We start from the raw sequence: 18,147 nt of genomic DNA, 5'->3' as shown, positions 1-18,147 counted from the left end.
GAGGAGATCTGCCTGAAGGAGGAGGCCATGCAATGTCATCTCATCGCCTACGACGGGGAGACTTTTCATGGCGTGCCTGCTGAAAAGACGCGCAGCCTCCGAAATCTGAGTGTTGGGGTGCACCGTGATGAGACCGGTTGTCATGATGTCCGCGCAGGTCTGTGAACCGGCATGGAAAAGTGACCCTGTAGCGGGGTGATCGGCGTCCAAAAATGACCCCCTTACATCGGTGGCCATGATGCTCCTGGGGCAACCGGGAGCAGGTGCGGGATGTTGGTCGTGGAGACAATCGCGAAGATCCGTCGGGCATATTTCCAAGACAAGAAGCCGATCAAGCAGATCTGCCGGGAGCTGCGCGTGTCGCGGAACACCGTGCGCAGGGTGATCCGGTCCGGAGCAACAGAGTTCAGTTACGAGCGCAGCGTCCAGCCCCAGCCAAAGATCGGGCCGTGGAAGGACGAGCTCGACCGGATGCTGGCGGAGAATGCCCGCAAGCCTAAGCGGGACCGGCTTACGCGCATCCGGATCTTCGAGGAGCTTCAGTCACTCGGATACGAAGGCGGTTACGATGCCGTTCGGCGCTATGCTTCGTCGTGGACGAAGACCGAACGGGAAGCCTCGGCTGCCGCCTACGTGCCCCTGAGCTTTGATCCCGGCGAAGCCTATCAATTCGACTGGAGCCATGAGGTCGTCCTGATCGACGGGGTGACCACGACGGTGAAGGTCGCGCATGTCCGGCTCTGCTACAGCCGGATGCTGTTCGTGCGGGCCTATCCCAGAGAGACACAGGAGATGGTGTTCGACGCGCACGACAAGGCGTTTGCGTTCTTCGGCGGCGCCTGTGCGCGCGGCATCTACGACAACATGAAGACCGCGGTGGACACGATCTTCGTCGGCCGGGATCGTGCCTACAATCGCCGCTTCCAGCAGATGTGCGGGCACTACCTCGTCGATCCGGTCGCCTGCACGCCTGCCTCGGGATGGGAGAAAGGCCAGGTCGAGAACCAGGTCGGCGTGGTCCGCCGGCGGTTCTTCGTGCCGCGGCCGCGGTTCAAGAGCTACGCCGAGCTCAACGCCTGGCTCGAGGATCGCTGTCTTGCTTGGGCCAAGACGCACCCTCATCCCGAGATGCGCGAGCGGACCACCTGGGAGGTCTTCGAGGAGGAACGACCGAGCCTGGTTCCTTATGCCGGGCGGTTCGACGGCTTCCACGCCGTGCCGGCCTCGGTCTCCAAGACCTGTCTCGTCCGGTTCGACAACAACCGATACTCGGTCGACGCCCGGGCTGTCGGCCGGGCTGTCGAGGTCCGCGCCTATGCCGAACAGATCGAGATCTGGCAGGACGGCAAGATTGTCGGCGAGCATGCCCGCGCCTTCGGCCGCGGCAAGGATATCTACGATCCGCTACACTACCTCCCTGTCCTCGCCCGCAAGCCTGGGGCTCTCCGGAACGGGGCGCCGTTCAAGGAGTGGGAATTGCCGGCGGCAATGCGGCGCGTGCAGCGCAAGCTCAGCCGAGTGCCGAACGGCGACCGCCAGATGGTCGAGATCTTGAGCTCGGTCCTGACCGACGGCCTGGACGCGGTGGATGCGGCCTGCGCCGAGGCGCTGAGCGAGGGCGTTCACTCGTCCGCCGTCGTTCTCAACATCCTCGCCCGGCGCCGGGAGCCCGGGCCGACGCTGACCGTCGCGACACCGGACGCGCTGCGTCTGAGCTGCGAGCCGGTCGCCGATTGCAGACGCTACGACAGCCTCAGGAGACCGGACCATGGAAAGATCGCAGGTGCTGGACGTGATGGGCCAGCTCAAGCTCTACGGGATGAAAGCGGCCTATGACGAGATCATCGCCACCGCCGTGAAGCGGCAGCACGAGCCGCAGAAGATCGCCGGCGACCTTCTGAATGCCGAGATCAGCGAGAAGCAGGCGCGCTCGATCAAATACCAGATGACCATCGCCAAGCTGCCGCTGGCCAAGGAAATCGACGAGTTCGACTTCGAGGAGACGCCCGTCAACGAGACGCTGGTCCGCGACCTGGCGGGTGGAGACTTCCTCGAGCAGCAGCGCAACGTCGTGCTGATCGGTGGGACCGGGACCGGAAAGTCGCATCTCGCCGTCGGCATAGCCCGGGCCTGCATCCGCAGCGGCAAGCGTGGGCGGTTCTTCAATGTCGTCGACCTCGTGAACAAGCTCGATGCCGAGGCCCGCGCCGATCGCCAGGGTCGCACTGCGGATATCCTGTGCCGGCTCGACTTCGTCATCCTCGACGAACTCGGCTACCTACCGTTCGCCCAGACCGGCGGTCAGCTGCTCTTCCACCTGATCAGCCGTCTCTACGAGCGCACCTCGATCCTGGTGACCACGAACCTCGACTTCGGCGAATGGCCGAGCGTCTTCGGCGATGCCAAGATGACCACCGCGCTCCTCGACCGGCTCACCCATCACTGCGACATCGTCGAGACCGGCAACGAGAGCTGGCGCTTCAAGACCCGAGCCTGAGCCCCGGATCATCGCTGGCCCGATCCGGCTGCGCCGCCTGAAAGCTACGCCGCCTCGGGCCAGCTCCCCGTGCTCCCAGAGGGGTCAGTTTTGGAGGCCGATAAGGGGTCAAACTTCGGCGCCGATTGACAGTTAAGCGATTGATCCAGTGGATCAATCGTAGCGGAGGACGGGCTGAGCCGCGGCCTCGTCCGCCGGATCGTGCGTGGCGAGCGCGACGATGTCTTCCGGGTGCGTCAGAACAGCCTGACCCCCTGGCTGCCCCGGCTGGAGGAAGATTGGGCCGCCGGGTGCCGCAATGCCACAGAGCTCCGGCGCCAGCTTCGCGCCTCGGGCTACGGCGGCAGCCTTCGGGTTGTCGGCGAATGGGCGACGCGACAACGGCGTGCAGAGAGCGCGATGCTGGCCGGCAACGGGAAATGCCCGCCCGCGCGCAGGATCGCGCAGCTCATGACCTCGGCACGCAATCACCTTTCCAAGGCGGACGCCGTGCTCGTTGCGCAAGTCGAAGCCGCGCTGCCAGCCTTGGCGGCCACCCGTCTCCTCGTCGATCGGTTCGTCGCCATGGTGCGCAACGGCACATCGGGCGACCTGGCGGCGTGGCTCAATGAGGCAGCGGCCAGCGAGATCGCCTCATTCACCCGCGGCCTCGTCGCTGATCAGGCTGCCGTGGTCGCAGCCCTGACGGAGCCCTGGTCCAACGGCCAGACGGAGGGACAGATCAACCGCCTGAAGACCCTCAAACGACAGATGTATGGCCGCGCCAACATCGAGCTCCTGAAGGCGCGTCTGGTCGCCACATCATGAACTAAGAGATGCACTAACTTTGATTCAGCCCCACTTTTCCACGCCTGTCCACATCCCTGAAGGAGCGTCGCGGCCTCGTCAGCGCATCGCGCGGCTCCTTCCGGGCAAGCCATGGGCCTGGTCAAGGCTCCAGCAACAGCGGATCATTGGACCTCCAGTCCTTTGGCGGCATACTGACATGTGACGTGCAGCACGGTCAGAATCCGCCGTTTTCCGTCCCTAGTCTCCCAGTGAAGCGATGCTCCCTCGGTCAGTCCGATCAGGGCGACCCCGATCGGTGTGAGGATGGAGATCTGGCCGCGAGCAATGTCGGCATCCTCGGGATAGACCGGCGTTACCGTATGTTCCTGGCCGGTCGTTTCATCGCGGAAGGTGACCGCGCGACCGATGGCCACCACATCGGGCGGAAGTTTCGCCACCGGAACGATGCGGGCCCGGCCGATCTCGCCGAGCAACCGATCGGCAAGGTCTGGATCTCGCTGGATCGCGCCCTCCGCAAGAGCTTCGAGCCTGTCCAGGCAGTCGGCGCCGATGACGACTATGGGCTGTCGACCGGTGCCGCGTGAGGTGGGGCTCTTCTGGGCCATCGAGTTTTCCTTTCCGCCGCCGGGCGGCGTTGACGCATTGTAGATGACGAAGCTCTGGGAGGCGCCGGAGGCCGATCGGTGATCAGGCAGCGTCGTGGTTCAGAGGTGGACCTACATCCAGCACGACGACCGTATCGATCTGACCGTCGTCCCGCAGGAGAGGCGATTTCTGTCGCTTTCGCATGCCGATCAGAGTCGCCCCGAGCAGGGATGCGACGAGGACATGGCCCGGGATCGGTGCAGGGCTCATGGAGAGCACGCCGGATCGACTCCCCTCTCCGCTGATCATGTAGGTAACATGACATCCTGACATGACGAGCTCAGGCGAGGCAGGCTCGAGGGCCCCACGCGAGATCCGCAACTTATGGCGCAGAAGTCCGTTCAGAAGGCTAGTGTTTGGCGCGTTTTTGGTCCCGCGATGGCGTAGTAGACGCTCAATGCCGGCTCTGTCGTCGACCGTGAGGAAGAAGCCAGAGTCGACAGTATAGTGCTTGAACAGCGTGCGAAAGTCGCTGCCCGAAGGCAGCTGGGTGATGTTGGTCGTGATCATGATGTATCTCCCGGGGCTGTGAAGCCCGCGTTCTCAATTTGAGGATATGAGAAAGCCCCGGGGGGTCGAAGACGCGCTTATGCGCGGACCGCCCGGGGACCCGGGCGGTTCAGAAGCAGAAACCGGAAGTGGTTCTCGTGCATGACCATCAGCCCAACTTAATCATCGCGGGGTAGCAGTCAATCCTGAAGGGGCCGGAACCTCCTGATCGACCGCGGTGATGAAGATGACGAGGAGGGCGAGCGCGCCGGTGAGTGCCACGGCCACGCCAAGCCATTGGAGATCCCCTTTCGTTCGAGGTAGTGGTGGTCAGTCGCTGGCGCTCAGGCTCGCGAGGTCGATCGCACCCGTGGTTGGCGCATGAGCGGGAAATGTGGAGCGGGACAGGATCGCGCCGGTCTCGTCGACGACCAATCGGAGCGCCCGGCCGCCGGAATAGAAGGTCAACCGCCAGCGGCCGGCGTCGTCATCGATGCCGGTCTCGCAGCGGCTGGTGATCTCGCCGTTACGAAGCCTTGCCGGAACATCCTTGGGTGGAAGGTCGAATGCGCCGCCAACGATCTCCGCGTCGACCACGAAGCGTCGGTGCTGAAGGTCACTTTGCTCATCAGACTCTCCTTTCACGCCGCGGCCGGCGCAGGAGTCGGCAAGGCGACATCGGCGAGTGTCGAGCGGTCGAGCTCGGCCAGGAAGGCCGCCTCCGCCGCATAGAGTTTGCCTTTCAGTCGGCAGACCGGGGTGACGCAGCAGGCCCCGTCCGGTGCGAAGCACTCAACCAGGGCCTGGTCCTGCTCGAGCAGCCGAACGAGGTCTCCCAGCCCGATTTCGGCCGCCGGACGGGAGAGCATGGCGCCGCCGCCGGCGCCACGGCGCGTGGACACGAAGCCGTGCCGCGCGAGACGCTGGATTACCTTGTTGAGATGGTTGCGGGAGATCCCGAACTCGTCGGCGATCTCGGCCGTGGAGAACGCACGATCCGGGGCGCTGGCCATGCGCATGAGGGCGCGTAGTCCAAAATCGGTGAAGCTGGTCAGGCGCATATGGCAACCTCGCTATGAATAGGCATTTACAATACCTATTAAACACGCGATGCTGGTCCCGTTACAATCGCCCAGGCCAGTTCAGCCATGTCACAGACGCGAACCCCTCTCCCGCCGATCCGCTCCTCGCGACCCGCCATGACTTTGGAAATGAAGGAGCGAACCGGTCTAAGCGAAGCCGTTCTCGTGGATCTCATGCATGGCTTCTACGGCAAGATCCGTGTCGATCCGGTGCTGGGTCCGATCTTTGCCGAACGGATCACCGACTGGGAACCGCATCTCGAAAAGATGGTGGACTTCTGGTCTTCGGTCGCGCTGATGACGGGGCGCTACCACGGCGCACCGGTCCCAAAGCACGCGGGGTTGCCAGTGACTTGGACACACTTCGAGCGCTGGCTTGATCTGTTTTGGGAGACGGCGGGAGCGGTCTGCACAAACGAGGGAGCTGCACATATTATCGAGCGTGCTGAGCGGATCGCGCGGTCGCTGCACATGGCCAGCCAGGATGCCCAGCTCCGAACGGAAGCAGTACCGAGTTTGAGATAAAGTAATTGCGCCAGCAGATGTTAGTCGCTTTCACGTCCTGCCTTTGCGTTATGTTGGGCCCAGTGGTGTTGCTTCGTAGACATCGCGCTTGGTTTTGCCGGGCTGAACACAATGTTTCCGAACTCCAAGGTATACCGCTCGGCCTGTTCCTGACTGCGGATGGCGGCGCAGCGGAAAGAACAGACAGATGACCACAACAACCCATCAGATGCGTGACTGGACGGGACCTGCGATCCTCTCTTTTGGATTTCGACCTTTCTTTTTTGGGGCAGGAGTCTGGGCAGCATTGGCTATGGCCCTCTGGCTGCCGATGCTATCGGGCAACCTGATACTACCCACAGCGTTCGATCCCGTCAGCTGGCACGCGCACGAATTCCTTTTCGGTTATCTCGGTGCTGTGATTGCGGGTTTCCTGATGACCGCAGTCCCGAACTGGACGGGTCGTTTGCCCATTGTGGGCTGGCGGCTTGGGGGGCTCGCCGGTCTCTGGCTGGCCGGCCGCGGGGCGATCGCCGTCTCAGGCGCCCTGCCTGCCGGGCTTGTGGCGGCCATCGACCTCGCCTTTCCGGTGGTCTTGGCGCTGGCGATTGGGCGCGAGATCGTGGCGGGCCGGAACTGGCGCAACCTGATGGTACTGGGAATGCTCGGGGTCTTCATTCTCGGCAACGCTCTGTTCCACGGGGAGGCTGCGCGTGGAGTATACGCCGCTCAAGGCTATGGCCTGCGCTTGGGCCTTGGCGCGGCTATCATGATGATTGCGGTCATCGGCGGGCGCGTGGTGCCGTCCTTCACGCGCAACTGGATGGTGAAGCGACGCAGCGCGGTTTTGCCGGCGCCGCCAATGCAATCGTACGACAAGGCGACCTTGATCGCATTGCTTGTGGCGCTGGGGTTGTGGGTCACCCTTCCTGTGTCAATGTCCACGGGTCTGGCGCTGGCGATCGCCGGGGGGCTGCACGCGGTGCGACTGGCCCGCTGGTCGGGGCACCGGACGCTCGCCGAACCGCTGCTGACGGTGATGCATGTTGGCTACGCTTTCGTGCCACTCGGCGCCCTTACTCTATCGGTGGAAATTTTTGCGCCCGGATCTTTCGGGGTGGCTGGAGCGCAGCACCTATGGATGGCGGGTGCGCTTGGGCTGATGACGCTGGCGGTGATGACGCGGGCGACTCTGGGTCACACCGGGCGGGAACTGACGGCGGGGGCGGGCACGGTCACGATCTATGCGGCGCTGGTGCTGTCGGTGCTGGCACGCGTTTTGGCGGGTTTCTGGCCCGAGATGGCGAGACCGCTCCAAATGATGTCGGGGTTGGGCTGGATCGTGGCATTCGGCGGATTTGCCGTCCTCTTCGGTCCACTTCTGCTGCGCCTGCCTCCGGGCAAGCGCATCTAAGGATCGTGGCCATGAACTGGCTCGAGTTCATCCTCGCTTACACGGCTTTCTTCCTGTCGCATTCGATCCCTGTGCGCGCCCCCCTGCGGCCGTGGCTGCAGGCGCGACTGGGTACGACAGGGTTCACGGTTGCTTATTCCGCGCTGTCGATAGGGGTTCTTGCCTGGCTGATCGGCGCGGCAGGGCGCGCACCTTTCATACCGCTCTGGAATTGGGCGCCGTGGCAGAACCACGTTCCTCTGGTGGTCATGGGGTTCGTGTGCCTGATACTTGCGGTCTCCATCGCGCGGTCCAACCCGTTTTCCTTTGGCGGTGCCCGCAATGACCAGTTCGATCCGACGCGGTCCGGCGTCGTCCGCTGGTCGCGCCACCCGCTGCTTCTGGCGCTGGCGCTTTGGGCCGCCGCCCATGTCGTGCCGAACGGGGGTTTGGCCCACGTGATCCTGTTCGGCACCTTTGCGGTGTTCGCCCTTACTGGCGGACATCTGATAGACCGCCGAAAGCGCCGCGAGATGGGGGCGGAGTGGCAACGTCTGCGGTCGGTGGTGGTCGACGCGCCGCTGCTGCCCATGCGTGCGTCAACAGCCATGTTCACGCGGCTTCTGGCCGGAGCTGTTCTCTACGCGACGCTCCTCTGGCTGCATCCAGTTCTCTTCGGCGTCAGCCCGCTTCCTTGATCCTCAGTCCTTGATGTCTTCGATCCAAGTCTTCGCGGCGACGGCACGTGGCAGACCAAGAGGGCCGATGGCCAGCATCGCGATCTGCATTATTGCCGCGACTTCAATCTCCTCCGATCTGGCGCGCCGTGTGTGCGAATGCACCGCGCCTTCGGATCCAGCGCCAACGGCAAGCGCTAGTTTGACGAGACGCCGTTCGCGGCCCGTCAGCGGACCACAGTCGGCGGTTGCCTTGCCCAAGGCAGCATACGCCTTCCAGACATCGGGGTATTCCTCCGAGAGGTCTCCGGCGGCGCCAGGCAGGGATTTGGTCATCGGTCTGTCCTTCAAGTTGAAAAGTTATCGATGAGGGGATTTGGTTTGGCGAAGTGCTCCAAATCCGCCTGATTGTTTATGGTGATCCGGGTGCCTCTCACGATCACGCCATAAGGCTGCAGGCCCTTGAAGGCTCGGCTCAGGTTTTCGGGGGTCATGCCCAGAACCGAGGCCAGGCGTCGCTTCTCGAAGTCCAGCTCGAACGCTGCCCCGCCTCCAGCATGCCTCTGATGCCTTAGCAAGTAATTCGCGAGCCGCTCTAGCGAAGTCCTGAGCTTGAGATCCTTCTGCGCCTTAATGGCGGAGCGATAGCACTGCGCCAGTTCAGTCACGATGGTGCGGGCAAAGTTGCTGTCGATGTCGAAGATCGCGCGCACATCCTGACTCGGTATAAGCGCGATGCGGCTCTTCTCAAGCGTACGCGCCGACATCAGGTAGGGCGCATCCTTGATGGTCGCAGCAAGGATGAAGGTGGAGATGGGACGGACAGTCGCCATACTGGTATCCCTGCCATTCCAAGCCGAAAACAGATCGACAGATCCGGAAATAACAATGTGAAGAAAATCGCTCGGCTCTCCTTCGGTTATCAATTCGATCTGCGCCGGGAAATTTTGAACATAGGCGCCACGCATCAGGGATTTGAAATTGTCGTCCGCCATCTGCGAAAAGAGTTCGATTCTGCGGATATCCTCGTGCTCTGAAGCAGACATGTTTCTCCTCTGGCGCTCTCCAACCGCAACTCAACCTATAAATTGATAAAAGTCAATGCTAGGCTTGATATTTGTCGTCTTGCTTTTTGATTAGCTGTTTTCGTTGAGGTGACATTTTCATGTAAGCTATTTGTTTCAATACATTTTTTACTCATTTCATGATCTAGATCAAATCATCGGAGCGGCTCCGGCTGCAGGTCTGGCAAGAAGCCCCGCCCAGGGGTGAAACGTTTTCTTGCCGGGGGTCCGACATGCAGACCGCAGCCACAGCCTCACGCAGCGATCAGAATCGCGCTCTGAGTCTGAGCACGATCGCCTTCACCGCCTGTTTCGCGGTTTGGACGATCTTTTCCATCATCGGCGTCGCCATCAAGTCCGAGCTTGGCCTGAACGATACCCAATTTGGTCTGCTGGTCGCCACGCCGATACTGACCGGGTCGATCACACGACTGTTCCTTGGTGTCTGGACCGAGAAATTCGGCGGGCGACTGGTGTTCTCCAGTCAGATGATCCTGACGGCCGTGGCGACCTATCTCCTGACGCTGGCCGACAGCTACACGATGTATCTGATTGCAGCGCTTGGCATCGGCCTCGCCGGCGGTTCGTTTATCATCGGCGTTGCCTATGTCAGCCGCTGGTACGATGCGGGCCACCAGGGCACGGCACTCGGCATTTTCGGCGCGGGCAATGTGGGTGCGGCCGTCACTAAGTTCGTGGCCCCCTTCGTCATGGTCGCCTACGGCTGGCACGGTGTGGCCTATGTCTGGGCGGCGGGACTGGCCATTATCGGCGTGCTGTTCTTCCTGCTTGCCAAGGATGACCCCGAACTCGTCGAACGGCGCAGGACGGGGGCCAAGGCGCCCACGCTGGCGCAGCAGTTCGCGCCGCTACGGAACCTGCAGGTGTGGCGCTTCTCGCTCTACTACTTCTTCGTGTTCGGGGCCTTCGTCGCTCTGGCGCTGTGGATGCCGCACTACCTGATCGACGTCTATGGCGTTGACGTGAAGACGGCGGGCATGGCCGCGGCCTCGTTTAGTTTGTCGGCGTCGCTGTTCCGGGCCTATGGCGGCCATCTCAGCGACAAGTTCGGCGCGCGCCAAGTCATGTACTGGACCTTCGGCTTCGCGTTGGTCTTGCTCCTCATGTTGTCCTATCCGCCGACGGACTACGTCGTACAGGGCAAAGACGGCCCGATTGCCTTCTCGACCTCGATGGGGTTCTGGCCGTTTATCGCTGTTCTGTTCGCGCTGGGTTTCTTCATGAGCCTCGGTAAGGCAGCGGTGTTCAAGCACATCCCCGTCTACTATCCGAAGCATGTCGGCGCGGTCGGTGGGCTCGTGGGCATGATCGGCGGCCTCGGTGGCTTTATTCTGCCGATTATCTTCGGCGCGGCGCTGGACCTCACTGGCGTCTACACTTCTTGCTTCGTGATCCTCTTCGGCCTCGTAGCCATTGCACTCAGCTGGATGCACCTTTCCATTCAGGCAATGGAAAGCAAGGCACGCGGTCCGGAGCTCGACCGGCTGCCGGCATTGCCCGAGATGGAAGAAATCCACGTTCCCGGCAAGACCGACATGCCGCGCGTGCTGGAGGACTGGCGCCCGGAGGATTCCGTGTTCTGGGAGCAAAAAGGGCACCGCATCGCCAAGCGGAACCTGTGGATTTCCATTCCCTGCCTTTTGCTGGCCTTCGCGGTCTGGATGGTGTGGTCGATGGTCGTGGCGAACCTGCCGTCCATCGGCTTCGACTTCACGTCGAGCCAGCTGTTTTGGCTGGCCGCGCTGCCCGGCCTGTCCGGTGCCACGCTGCGGATCTTCTACAGCTTCATGGTTCCGATCTTCGGCGGGCGGCTGTGGACGACCCTGTCCACCGCGTCGCTGCTGCTGCCGGCCCTAGGCATCGGCTACGCCGTGCAGAACCCCGATACGCCGTACCTGATCTTCCTGGTCCTGGCGCTGCTCTGCGGCTTCGGTGGCGGCAACTTCGCCTCGTCGATGGCCAATATCGGCTATTTCTTCCCGAAATCCGAAAAGGGCAACGCGCTGGCGATGAACGCGGGCCTCGGTAACCTGGGCGTTTCCGTGATGCAGTTCCTGGTGCCGATCGTCATCACCGCGGGTGTTTTCGGAACACTGGGCGGCCAGCCGCAGACGCTTACCGACGGCGGGCAGCTCTGGATGCAGAACGCGGGCTTCGTCTGGGTGCCCTTCATTCTGGCGGCAACCGTCGCGGCCTGGGTGGGCATGAACGACATCGCCGATGCGCGCGCCAGCTTCGCCGATCAGGCGGTCATCTTCGGGCGCAAGCACAACTGGCTGATGTGCGTCCTCTACACTGGAACCTTCGGAAGCTTCATCGGCTACTCCGCAGGCTTCCCGCTGCTCACGCGCCTAGCCTTCCCTGAGGTGAACGCAGTGAATTATGTCTTCCTCGGGCCGCTGGTCGGCGCACTTAGCCGCGCGGGCACGGGCTGGATCAGCGACCGGTTCGGTGGAGGTAGGGTGACGTTCTGGACTTTCGCGGCAATGATCGCGGCTACGTTCGGCGTGATCTTCTTCCTCGGGGTCGGCTCGTTCATCGGTTTTTTCGCCTGCTTCATGTTGCTGTTCTTCCTGACGGGGGTCGGCAACGCCTCCACCTTCCAGATGATCCCGGTCATCATGGGCCGCGAAGTGCCGCGCCTGATGCCGCATCTGAGTGTCGAGGAACGCAAACGGCAGATCGCCATGGAATCAGGCGCGATCACGGCTTTCACGTCTGCCATCGCAGCCTACGGCGCATTCTTCATCCCGAAAGCCTACGGCACATCGATCGCTATGACCGGGTCCGCTGTGGGGGCGCTGTGGGGCTTCCTGATCTTCTACGTAATTTGCGTGGCAATCACCTGGCTCGTCTACACGCGTCCTGGCGGTCTGCTGCGCGACATCGAAAATGGTCGCAACACCGCGGGCGCCACCGCTCAGCCTGCTGAATGACCAAACCGATCACACGGGCGGCATTCGCTGCCGTCCAGACCCAGATAGCCGAAAGGACAGCAAAATGAGCCATCTGCTCGACAGACTGAACTTCTTCCAGAGCAAGGAGTTGGAGCAATTCTCTGACGGTTGGGGGCAGACCACTCGCGAGAACAGGGAGTGGGAGGAGACCTACCGGAGCCGCTGGCGGCACGACAAGATCGTGCGCTCTACGCATGGGGTGAACTGCACCGGATCCTGTTCGTGGAAGATCTACGTCAAGTCCGGTATTGTCACTTGGGAAACGCAGCAGACCGACTATCCTCGAACTCGCGCCGGCCTACCCAACCATGAGCCGCGGGGATGCGCGCGGGGCGCGTCTTATAGCTGGTATCTCTATTCAGCCAATCGCGTGAAGAATCCGCTGATCCGCGGTAGCTTGATGCGAGCGTGGCGCAAGATGCGCGAGAAGATGACGCCGGTCGCCGCCTGGACCGCGATCCAGAACGATCCGGTGCTGCGCGCCTCTTATACCACGACACGCGGCAAGGGCGGATTCGTGCGGGCAAGCTGGGACGAGGCGACCGAGCTTGTCGCCGCCGCGAACGCCCACACCGCGAAAACGTACGGGCCCGACCGGGTGTTCGGCTTCTCGCCCATCCCGGCCATGTCGATGGTGAGCTATGCCGCCGGCTCGCGATACCTGAGCCTTCTGGGCGGCACCTGCATGTCCTTCTACGACTGGTATTGCGATCTGCCACCGGCCTCGCCCCAGACTTGGGGAGAGCAGACCGACGTGCCGGAATCGGCCGACTGGTACAACGCTGGGTTCCTGATGCTCTGGGGCTCGAACGTGCCGCAGACGCGGACGCCCGACGCCCATTTCTATACCGAGGTGCGCTATCGCGGCACCAAGTCCGCCGTGGTCAGCCCGGACTATTCCGAGGCCGCCAAGTTCGGTGACATCTGGCTGAACCCGCAGGCCGGCACAGATGCCGCGCTGGCGATGGCCATGGGCCACGTCATCCTCCGGGAATATCACCTCGACCGTCAGGCCGAGTATTTTGAACAGTACGCCCGAAAATACACCGACATGCCGATTCTGGTCCGGCTCGACGAGAAGGACGGGCACCTGGTTCCGGGCCGGATGCTGCGCGCGGAGGACTTCGACGGCAAGCTGGGCGAGACCAACAATCCCGACTGGAAGACCGTCGCGTATGACGAAGCGTCGGGCAAGATCGTGGCGCCGAACGGCTCGATCGGGTTCCGCTGGGGCGAAGAGGGCAAGTGGAACCTTGAAGAGCATGCAAAGGGTGCCGAAGCCAGGCTGCGCCTGACCCAGATCATGGATGGCGACCACGATGAGGTCGTGGGGGTCGATTTCCCCTATTTTGGCGGCGCGGCCACGGGCGATTTCGTGAAATGCGACCACCCCGACGTCCTGACCAGGAATATCCCCGCGCGCCGGGTGACGCTGGCCGACGGCAAGGAAGTGCTTGTCGCGACCGTATTCGACTTGTTCTGCGCGAACTACGGTCTTGATCGCGGTCTGGGCGGTGACTGGGTGTCGAAGAATTTCGACGACGATAGCCCATACACTCCAGCGTGGGCAGAAAAAATCACCGGGGTGGCTGCTGAGAAGATAATCGCGGTAGCCCGTGAGTTCGCAGGCAATGCCGAGCGGACTCACGGCAAGTCCATGGTCATTCTCGGCGCCGGTCTGAACCACTGGTACCACATGGACATGAACTATCGCGGCATCATCAACATGCTGGTGATGTGCGGATGTATCGGCCAAGAGGGTGGCGGCTGGTCGCACTATGTCGGACAGGAAAAGTTGCGCCCTCAAACCGGGTGGCAGCCGCTGGCCTTCGCGCTGGATTGGAATCGCCCCCCCCGGCACATGAATTCGACCTCCTGCTGGTATGCCCACACCGACCAATGGCGCTACGAGACACTCCGCGCGGGCGAAATCCTGTCACCAACTGCGCCCGAAGGCGACTGGGACATCAGCCTGATCGACTACAACATCCGCGCGGAGCGGATGGGATGGCTGCCCTCGGCACCGCAATTGAAGACAAACCCGCTCGAGGTGTCGAAAGCCGCAAAAGCGGCCGGCGTGGACGTCAAAGATTTCGTCGCCAAACAGCTGAAATCCGGCGACCTGCAGATGTCCTGCGAAGACCCGGACGCCCCGGAGAACTGGCCGCGCAACCTGTTCGTCTGGCGCTCGAACCTTCTGGGGTCATCCGGCAAGGGACACGAGTATTTCCTCAAGCACCTGCTGGGCACAGATCATGGCGTCATGGGCAAGGACCTGGGCGAGGAGGGCGGTGTGATGCCGAAGGAGGCCATTTGGCATGACGAGGCGCCGAAAGGCAAACTCGACCTCTTGGTGACTATCGACTTCCGGATGTCCACCACATGCGTCTACTCCGACATCGTGCTGCCGACAGCCAGTTGGTACGAAAAGGACGATCTCAATACGTCCGACATGCACCCGTTCATACACCCGCTGCAGGCGGCGGTGGACCCAGCCTACGAGAGCAGGTCGGACTGGGAGATCTTCAAGTCGATTGCGCGCAAGTTCTCGGAAGTCGCGCCAGAGGTGTTGGGGGTAGAGACCGACATCGTCCAGCTTCCGCTCTTGCACGACACGCCCGGCGAACTGGCGCAGGCACACGTGAAGGACTGGAAGAAGGCCGAATGTGAGCTGATCCCTGGCAAGACCGCGCCGAACTACATCGCAGTCGAGCGTGACTATCCGAACCTCTACAAGAAGTTCACCTCAGTCGGGCCGCTGCTGGAAAAGCTGGGCAACGGCGGCAAGGGGATCACCTGGGACACCAAGACCGAGGTAAAGCACCTGCGCGACCTGAATGGCGTGGTGCTGGACGAGGGCGTCTCGAAAGGTCAGCCGAAGCTGGAGACGGCAATCGACGCGGCCGAGATGATCCTGATGCTCGCCCCGGAGTCCAACGGCGAGGTGGCCGTAAAAGCTTGGGAGCAACTGGAAAAGCCCACCGGACAGCACCACGCACATCTCGCCGAGGGTGCTCACCATACCAAGATCCGCTTCCGCGATATCGCGGCGCAACCGCGGAAGATCATCTCGTCGCCGACCTGGTCGGGGATCGAGAGCGAGGAGGTCTGCTACAATGCAGGCTACACCAACGTCCACGAATTGATCCCGTGGCGCACGCTGACGGGCCGCCAGCAGCTCTACCAAGATCATGAATGGATGCGGGCCTTTGGCGAGGGTTTCGTCAGCTACCGCCCTCCGGTGGACCTCAAGACGATCACCGCAGCTGTCAACAATGACGCGACCGAGGGCAGCCCACACGTAGTTCTGAACTTCATCACGCCACACCAGAAGTGGGGCATCCACAGCACCTACACCGACAACCTCCTGATGTTGACGCTGAACAGGGGCGGTCCGGTCGTATGGATGTCCGAGGTGGATGCGCAGAAGGCGGGGCTGGTCGATAACGACTGGGTCGAGGCGTACAACGTCAACGGCGCGCTGACCGCGCGCGTGGTGGTGAGTCAGCGGATCAAGCAGGGCACGCTGTTCATGTACCACGCTCAGGAAAAGATCGTGAACACGCCCGGGTCCGAGAAGACCGGCAACCGCGGTGGCATCCACAATTCGGTCACCCGCGCGACGCTGAAACCCACCCACATGATCGGCGGTTACGCGCAGCTGTCCTACGGCTTCAACTACTACGGGACCGTGGGCAGCAATCGCGACGAATTCGTGATCGTGCGGAAAATGAAGAAGATCGACTGGCTCGATACCCCTGCAAGCCGGTCCGCAACCCCAAAAGTGGAGGCGGCGGAATGAGAGTTCGCGCGCAAATCGGCAAGGTCCTGAACCTCGACAAGTGCATCGGGTGTCACACCTGCTCGGTCACCTGCAAGAACGTGTGGACGACGCGCGAAGGCGTCGAATACGCGTGGTTTAACAACGTCGAAACCAAACCCGGCACCGGCTATCCCACCGACTGGGAAAACCAGAAACGATGGAACGGTGGCTGGGCTCGCTCGTCGTCGGGCAAACTGCATCCAAAGCAGGGGGCCAAGTGGCGGATCCTGGCGAACATCTTCGCCAACCCGGACCTACCCGAGATCGACGACTACTACGAGCCATTCGATTTCGACTACGACCACCTGAAATCCGCGCCCGACATGGATGATTTTCCCACCGCACGGCCACGATCGGCGATCACCGGTGAGCGGATGGAGAAGATCGAGAAAGGCCCGAACTGGGAAGAGATTCTGGGAGGTGAATTCTCGAAACGGTCGCAGGACTACAACTTCGAGAACGTTCAAAAGGAGATCTATGGAGAGTATGAAAATACCTTCATGATGTATCTGCCGCGTCTGTGCGAGCATTGCCTCAATCCGACCTGTTCCGCCTCCTGTCCCTCGGGCGCGATCTACAAGCGCGAGGAGGACGGTATCGTCCTGATCGACCAGGAAAAGTGCCGCGGCTGGCGGATGTGCATCTCGGGCTGCCCCTACAAGAAAATCTACTACAACTGGGACACCGGCAAATCCGAGAAATGCACGTTCTGCTACCCACGGATTGAGTCCGGCCAGCCGACCGTGTGTTCGGAAACCTGCGTCGGGCGCATCCGCTATCTGGGCGTGATCCTCTATGACGCCGACAAGATCGAGGAAGCGGCCAGCGCGGAGCGCGAGACCGACCTTTACGGTGCGCAGATGGACGTGTTCCTCGACCCTAACGACCCCGTGGTGATCGAAGCCGCCCGCCGCGATGGCATCCCCGAGGACTGGATCGAGGCCGCCAAGGTCAGCCCGGTCTGGAAGATGGCAATGGACTGGAAGGTCGCGTTCCCGCTGCACCCGGAATACCGGACGCTGCCGATGGTGTGGTACATCCCGCCGCTGTCGCCGATCCAGAACGCCGCACAGGCCGGCCAGATCGCCATGAGCGACAAGATGCCCGACGTGCGGTCCTTGCGCATTCCGGTTCAATACCTCGCCAACATGCTGACCGCAGGCGATGAAGAACCTATCGTGCACGCACTCGAGCGTATGTCCGCAATGCGGCTCTACATGCGCGCGCTGTCGGTGGACGGCGTGCGAGACGAGGCGATCGCCGCCCGCGTCGGCATGTCCGGCCGGATGATCGAAGACATGTACAAGATCATGGCAATTGCCGATTACGAAGACCGCTTCGCGATCCCCACGGCGCACCGCGAACAGACCGAGGACGGCGCGGACATCCGCGGTGGCTGCGGCTTCACCGACGGCAACGGCTGCTCCGCCGGCGAGGTTGGCAAAACCACGCTGTTCGGCGGCAAGAAGAAACCCTTCGCCCTTCCGCAGGAGACGTTCTGATGACCGACCGCACACTCAAGGCACTGTCGCTGACTCTGAGTTATCCGACGGCCGAGCTGCAGCAGGCGATGCCGGACATCGGGGCCGTGTTCGGCGCCGATGTCCGGCTCGCGCCCGAAACGCGGTCGGAGCTGCAGGCGCTGACCGAAAAGCTGGGGACCGGTGATCTCTACGACGTGCAGGAAAGCTACGTCATGCTGTTCGACCGCTCGCGCACGCTGTCGCTGAACCTATTCGAGCATATCCACGGCGAAAGCCGCGAGCGCGGTGGGGCGATGGTGTCGCTGATCGAGACCTACCGCGAGGGCGGGTTCGAGCCCGCCACCACCGAACTGCCCGATCACCTGCCGGTTCTGCTGGAATTCCTATCAACGCGGTCGCGGCCCGAGGCGCAGGAGATCCTGTCGGACGCGGCGCATATCATCGACGCGCTCGGCACAAGGCTGACGCGGCGGACCAGCGCCTACGCTGCCACATGTGCGGCCCTGGTGCAGCTCTCGGGTGCGCGTGCGGACGCCGACGCGGTGGCCGAGATGCTCACCGTCCCCGACGACGACCCCACCGACCTCGAAGCACTGGATGCGGTCTGGGAGGAAGCCGAAGTCACCTTCGGCCCCGATCCGAGCGCCGGCTGCCCGCAGGTCCGCGACATGTTGGCGGACATGGACCGTCCCGCCGCCAAATCCGTGAACAGGAGCGCGTGA

At 62.4% G+C, this 18,147-nt stretch carries 15 protein-coding genes and 1 pseudogene; 10 read left to right on the top strand and 6 right to left on the bottom strand.

What is annotated here, in order from left to right:
• Positions 1-270 precede the first annotated feature (270 nt).
• The 3 genes and pseudogenes from istA to BMZ25_RS07300 all read left to right on the top strand — a co-directional run.
• Positions 271-1,836: an IS21 family transposase gene (gene istA, locus BMZ25_RS07310; RefSeq protein ID WP_092691145.1), complete on the top strand. Its 1,566-nt coding sequence runs from the start codon at positions 271-273 to the stop codon at positions 1,834-1,836.
• Positions 1,769-2,497, top strand: a complete 729-nt coding sequence (gene istB / locus BMZ25_RS07305; protein ID WP_092691140.1) for an IS21-like element helper ATPase IstB — start codon at positions 1,769-1,771, stop codon at positions 2,495-2,497. Before istA ends, istB begins: the two co-directional genes overlap by 68 nt.
• Positions 2,498-2,653: 156 nt before the next feature.
• Positions 2,654-3,304 (top strand): annotated as a pseudogene (locus BMZ25_RS07300) (transposase); the annotation flags it as partial.
• A 143-nt stretch (positions 3,305-3,447) separates the two neighbouring features.
• Here BMZ25_RS07300 and rnk read toward each other — a convergent pair.
• From rnk to BMZ25_RS07280, 4 genes are all read right to left on the bottom strand, one after another.
• The gene (gene rnk, locus BMZ25_RS07295) at positions 3,448-3,891 is read right to left on the bottom strand and encodes a nucleoside diphosphate kinase regulator (RefSeq protein WP_092691137.1); all 444 of its coding nucleotides are present in this window, start codon (positions 3,889-3,891) and stop codon (positions 3,448-3,450) included.
• A gap of 82 nt (positions 3,892-3,973) precedes the next feature.
• A complete protein-coding gene (locus tag BMZ25_RS07290; RefSeq protein ID WP_092691134.1) occupies positions 3,974-4,441 on the bottom strand; it encodes a hypothetical protein in 468 nt (155 codons plus the stop codon).
• Positions 4,442-4,750: 309 nt separating this feature from the next.
• The gene (locus tag BMZ25_RS07285; RefSeq protein WP_235859811.1) at positions 4,751-5,017 is read right to left on the bottom strand and encodes a DUF6522 family protein; all 267 of its coding nucleotides are present in this window, start codon (positions 5,015-5,017) and stop codon (positions 4,751-4,753) included.
• A gap of 44 nt (positions 5,018-5,061) precedes the next feature.
• Positions 5,062-5,481, bottom strand: coding sequence for an Rrf2 family transcriptional regulator (locus BMZ25_RS07280; protein ID WP_092691131.1), 420 nt, complete (start codon positions 5,479-5,481; stop codon positions 5,062-5,064).
• A 150-nt stretch (positions 5,482-5,631) separates the two neighbouring features.
• Between BMZ25_RS07280 and BMZ25_RS07275 the strand changes: the two genes are divergently transcribed.
• From BMZ25_RS07275 to BMZ25_RS07265, 3 genes are all read left to right on the top strand, one after another.
• Positions 5,632-6,027: a group III truncated hemoglobin gene (locus BMZ25_RS07275; RefSeq protein WP_092691128.1), complete on the top strand. Its 396-nt coding sequence runs from the start codon at positions 5,632-5,634 to the stop codon at positions 6,025-6,027.
• 187 nt (positions 6,028-6,214) lie between these two features.
• Complete coding sequence (locus BMZ25_RS07270) at positions 6,215-7,420, top strand: NnrS family protein (protein ID WP_092691123.1); 1,206 nt, start codon at positions 6,215-6,217, stop codon at positions 7,418-7,420.
• Positions 7,421-7,431: 11 nt separating this feature from the next.
• Positions 7,432-8,097, top strand: a complete 666-nt coding sequence (locus BMZ25_RS07265; protein WP_092691120.1) for an NnrU family protein — start codon at positions 7,432-7,434, stop codon at positions 8,095-8,097.
• Positions 8,098-8,100: 3 nt separating this feature from the next.
• Here BMZ25_RS07265 and BMZ25_RS07260 read toward each other — a convergent pair whose 3' ends face one another.
• Together BMZ25_RS07260 and BMZ25_RS07255 are read right to left on the bottom strand one after the other, a co-directional pair.
• A complete protein-coding gene (locus BMZ25_RS07260; RefSeq protein WP_092691117.1) occupies positions 8,101-8,412 on the bottom strand; it encodes a carboxymuconolactone decarboxylase family protein in 312 nt (103 codons plus the stop codon).
• Between the two features lie 11 nt (positions 8,413-8,423).
• Positions 8,424-9,122, bottom strand: a complete 699-nt coding sequence (locus BMZ25_RS07255) for a helix-turn-helix domain-containing protein (protein ID WP_092691111.1) — start codon at positions 9,120-9,122, stop codon at positions 8,424-8,426.
• Between the two features lie 251 nt (positions 9,123-9,373).
• Here BMZ25_RS07255 and BMZ25_RS07250 point away from each other — a divergent pair, with 251 nt between their 5' ends.
• The 4 genes from BMZ25_RS07250 to narJ all read left to right on the top strand — a co-directional run bounded on the left by BMZ25_RS07250 (position 9,374) and on the right by narJ (position 18,147).
• Positions 9,374-12,097 (top strand): nitrate/nitrite transporter, encoded by a 2,724-nt coding sequence (locus BMZ25_RS07250; RefSeq protein WP_092691108.1) that lies wholly within the window; start codon positions 9,374-9,376, stop codon positions 12,095-12,097.
• Between the two features lie 64 nt (positions 12,098-12,161).
• Complete coding sequence (locus tag BMZ25_RS07245; RefSeq protein WP_092691104.1) at positions 12,162-15,920, top strand: nitrate reductase subunit alpha; 3,759 nt, start codon at positions 12,162-12,164, stop codon at positions 15,918-15,920.
• The gene (gene narH, locus BMZ25_RS07240) at positions 15,917-17,443 is read left to right on the top strand and encodes a nitrate reductase subunit beta (RefSeq protein ID WP_092691102.1); all 1,527 of its coding nucleotides are present in this window, start codon (positions 15,917-15,919) and stop codon (positions 17,441-17,443) included. The genes BMZ25_RS07245 and narH overlap by 4 nt, the downstream gene beginning before the upstream one ends.
• Positions 17,443-18,147, top strand: coding sequence for a nitrate reductase molybdenum cofactor assembly chaperone (gene narJ, locus BMZ25_RS07235; protein WP_092691099.1), 705 nt, complete (start codon positions 17,443-17,445; stop codon positions 18,145-18,147). The genes narH and narJ overlap by 1 nt, the downstream gene beginning before the upstream one ends.

The organism is Tranquillimonas rosea, assembly GCF_900111315.1.
Taxonomy (GTDB): Bacteria; Pseudomonadota; Alphaproteobacteria; order Rhodobacterales; family Rhodobacteraceae; genus Tranquillimonas; species Tranquillimonas rosea.
Note: the sequence above shows the minus strand (reverse complement) of the source record. Positions and strands in the feature narration are given on the sequence as shown.

Excerpts from the sequence above, each read along its gene's own strand:
- BMZ25_RS07280 (WP_092691131.1), bottom strand. The coding sequence starts at position 5,481 with ATGCGCCTGACCAGCTTCACCGATTTTGGACTACGCGCCCTCATGCGC.
- istB (WP_092691140.1), top strand. The coding sequence starts at position 1,769 with ATGGAAAGATCGCAGGTGCTGGACGTGATGGGCCAGCTCAAGCTCTAC.
- BMZ25_RS07255 (WP_092691111.1), bottom strand. The coding sequence starts at position 9,122 with ATGTCTGCTTCAGAGCACGAGGATATCCGCAGAATCGAACTCTTTTCG.
- BMZ25_RS07250 (WP_092691108.1), top strand. The coding sequence starts at position 9,374 with ATGCAGACCGCAGCCACAGCCTCACGCAGCGATCAGAATCGCGCTCTG.
- BMZ25_RS07290 (WP_092691134.1), bottom strand. The coding sequence starts at position 4,441 with ATGATCACGACCAACATCACCCAGCTGCCTTCGGGCAGCGACTTTCGC.
- narJ (WP_092691099.1), top strand. The coding sequence starts at position 17,443 with ATGACCGACCGCACACTCAAGGCACTGTCGCTGACTCTGAGTTATCCG.
- narH (WP_092691102.1), top strand. The coding sequence starts at position 15,917 with ATGAGAGTTCGCGCGCAAATCGGCAAGGTCCTGAACCTCGACAAGTGC.
- BMZ25_RS07265 (WP_092691120.1), top strand. The coding sequence starts at position 7,432 with ATGAACTGGCTCGAGTTCATCCTCGCTTACACGGCTTTCTTCCTGTCG.
- rnk (WP_092691137.1), bottom strand. The coding sequence starts at position 3,891 with ATGGCCCAGAAGAGCCCCACCTCACGCGGCACCGGTCGACAGCCCATA.
- BMZ25_RS07275 (WP_092691128.1), top strand. The coding sequence starts at position 5,632 with ATGAAGGAGCGAACCGGTCTAAGCGAAGCCGTTCTCGTGGATCTCATG.
- BMZ25_RS07270 (WP_092691123.1), top strand. The coding sequence starts at position 6,215 with ATGACCACAACAACCCATCAGATGCGTGACTGGACGGGACCTGCGATC.
- istA (WP_092691145.1), top strand. The coding sequence starts at position 271 with ATGTTGGTCGTGGAGACAATCGCGAAGATCCGTCGGGCATATTTCCAA.
- BMZ25_RS07245 (WP_092691104.1), top strand. The coding sequence starts at position 12,162 with ATGAGCCATCTGCTCGACAGACTGAACTTCTTCCAGAGCAAGGAGTTG.
- BMZ25_RS07260 (WP_092691117.1), bottom strand. The coding sequence starts at position 8,412 with ATGACCAAATCCCTGCCTGGCGCCGCCGGAGACCTCTCGGAGGAATAC.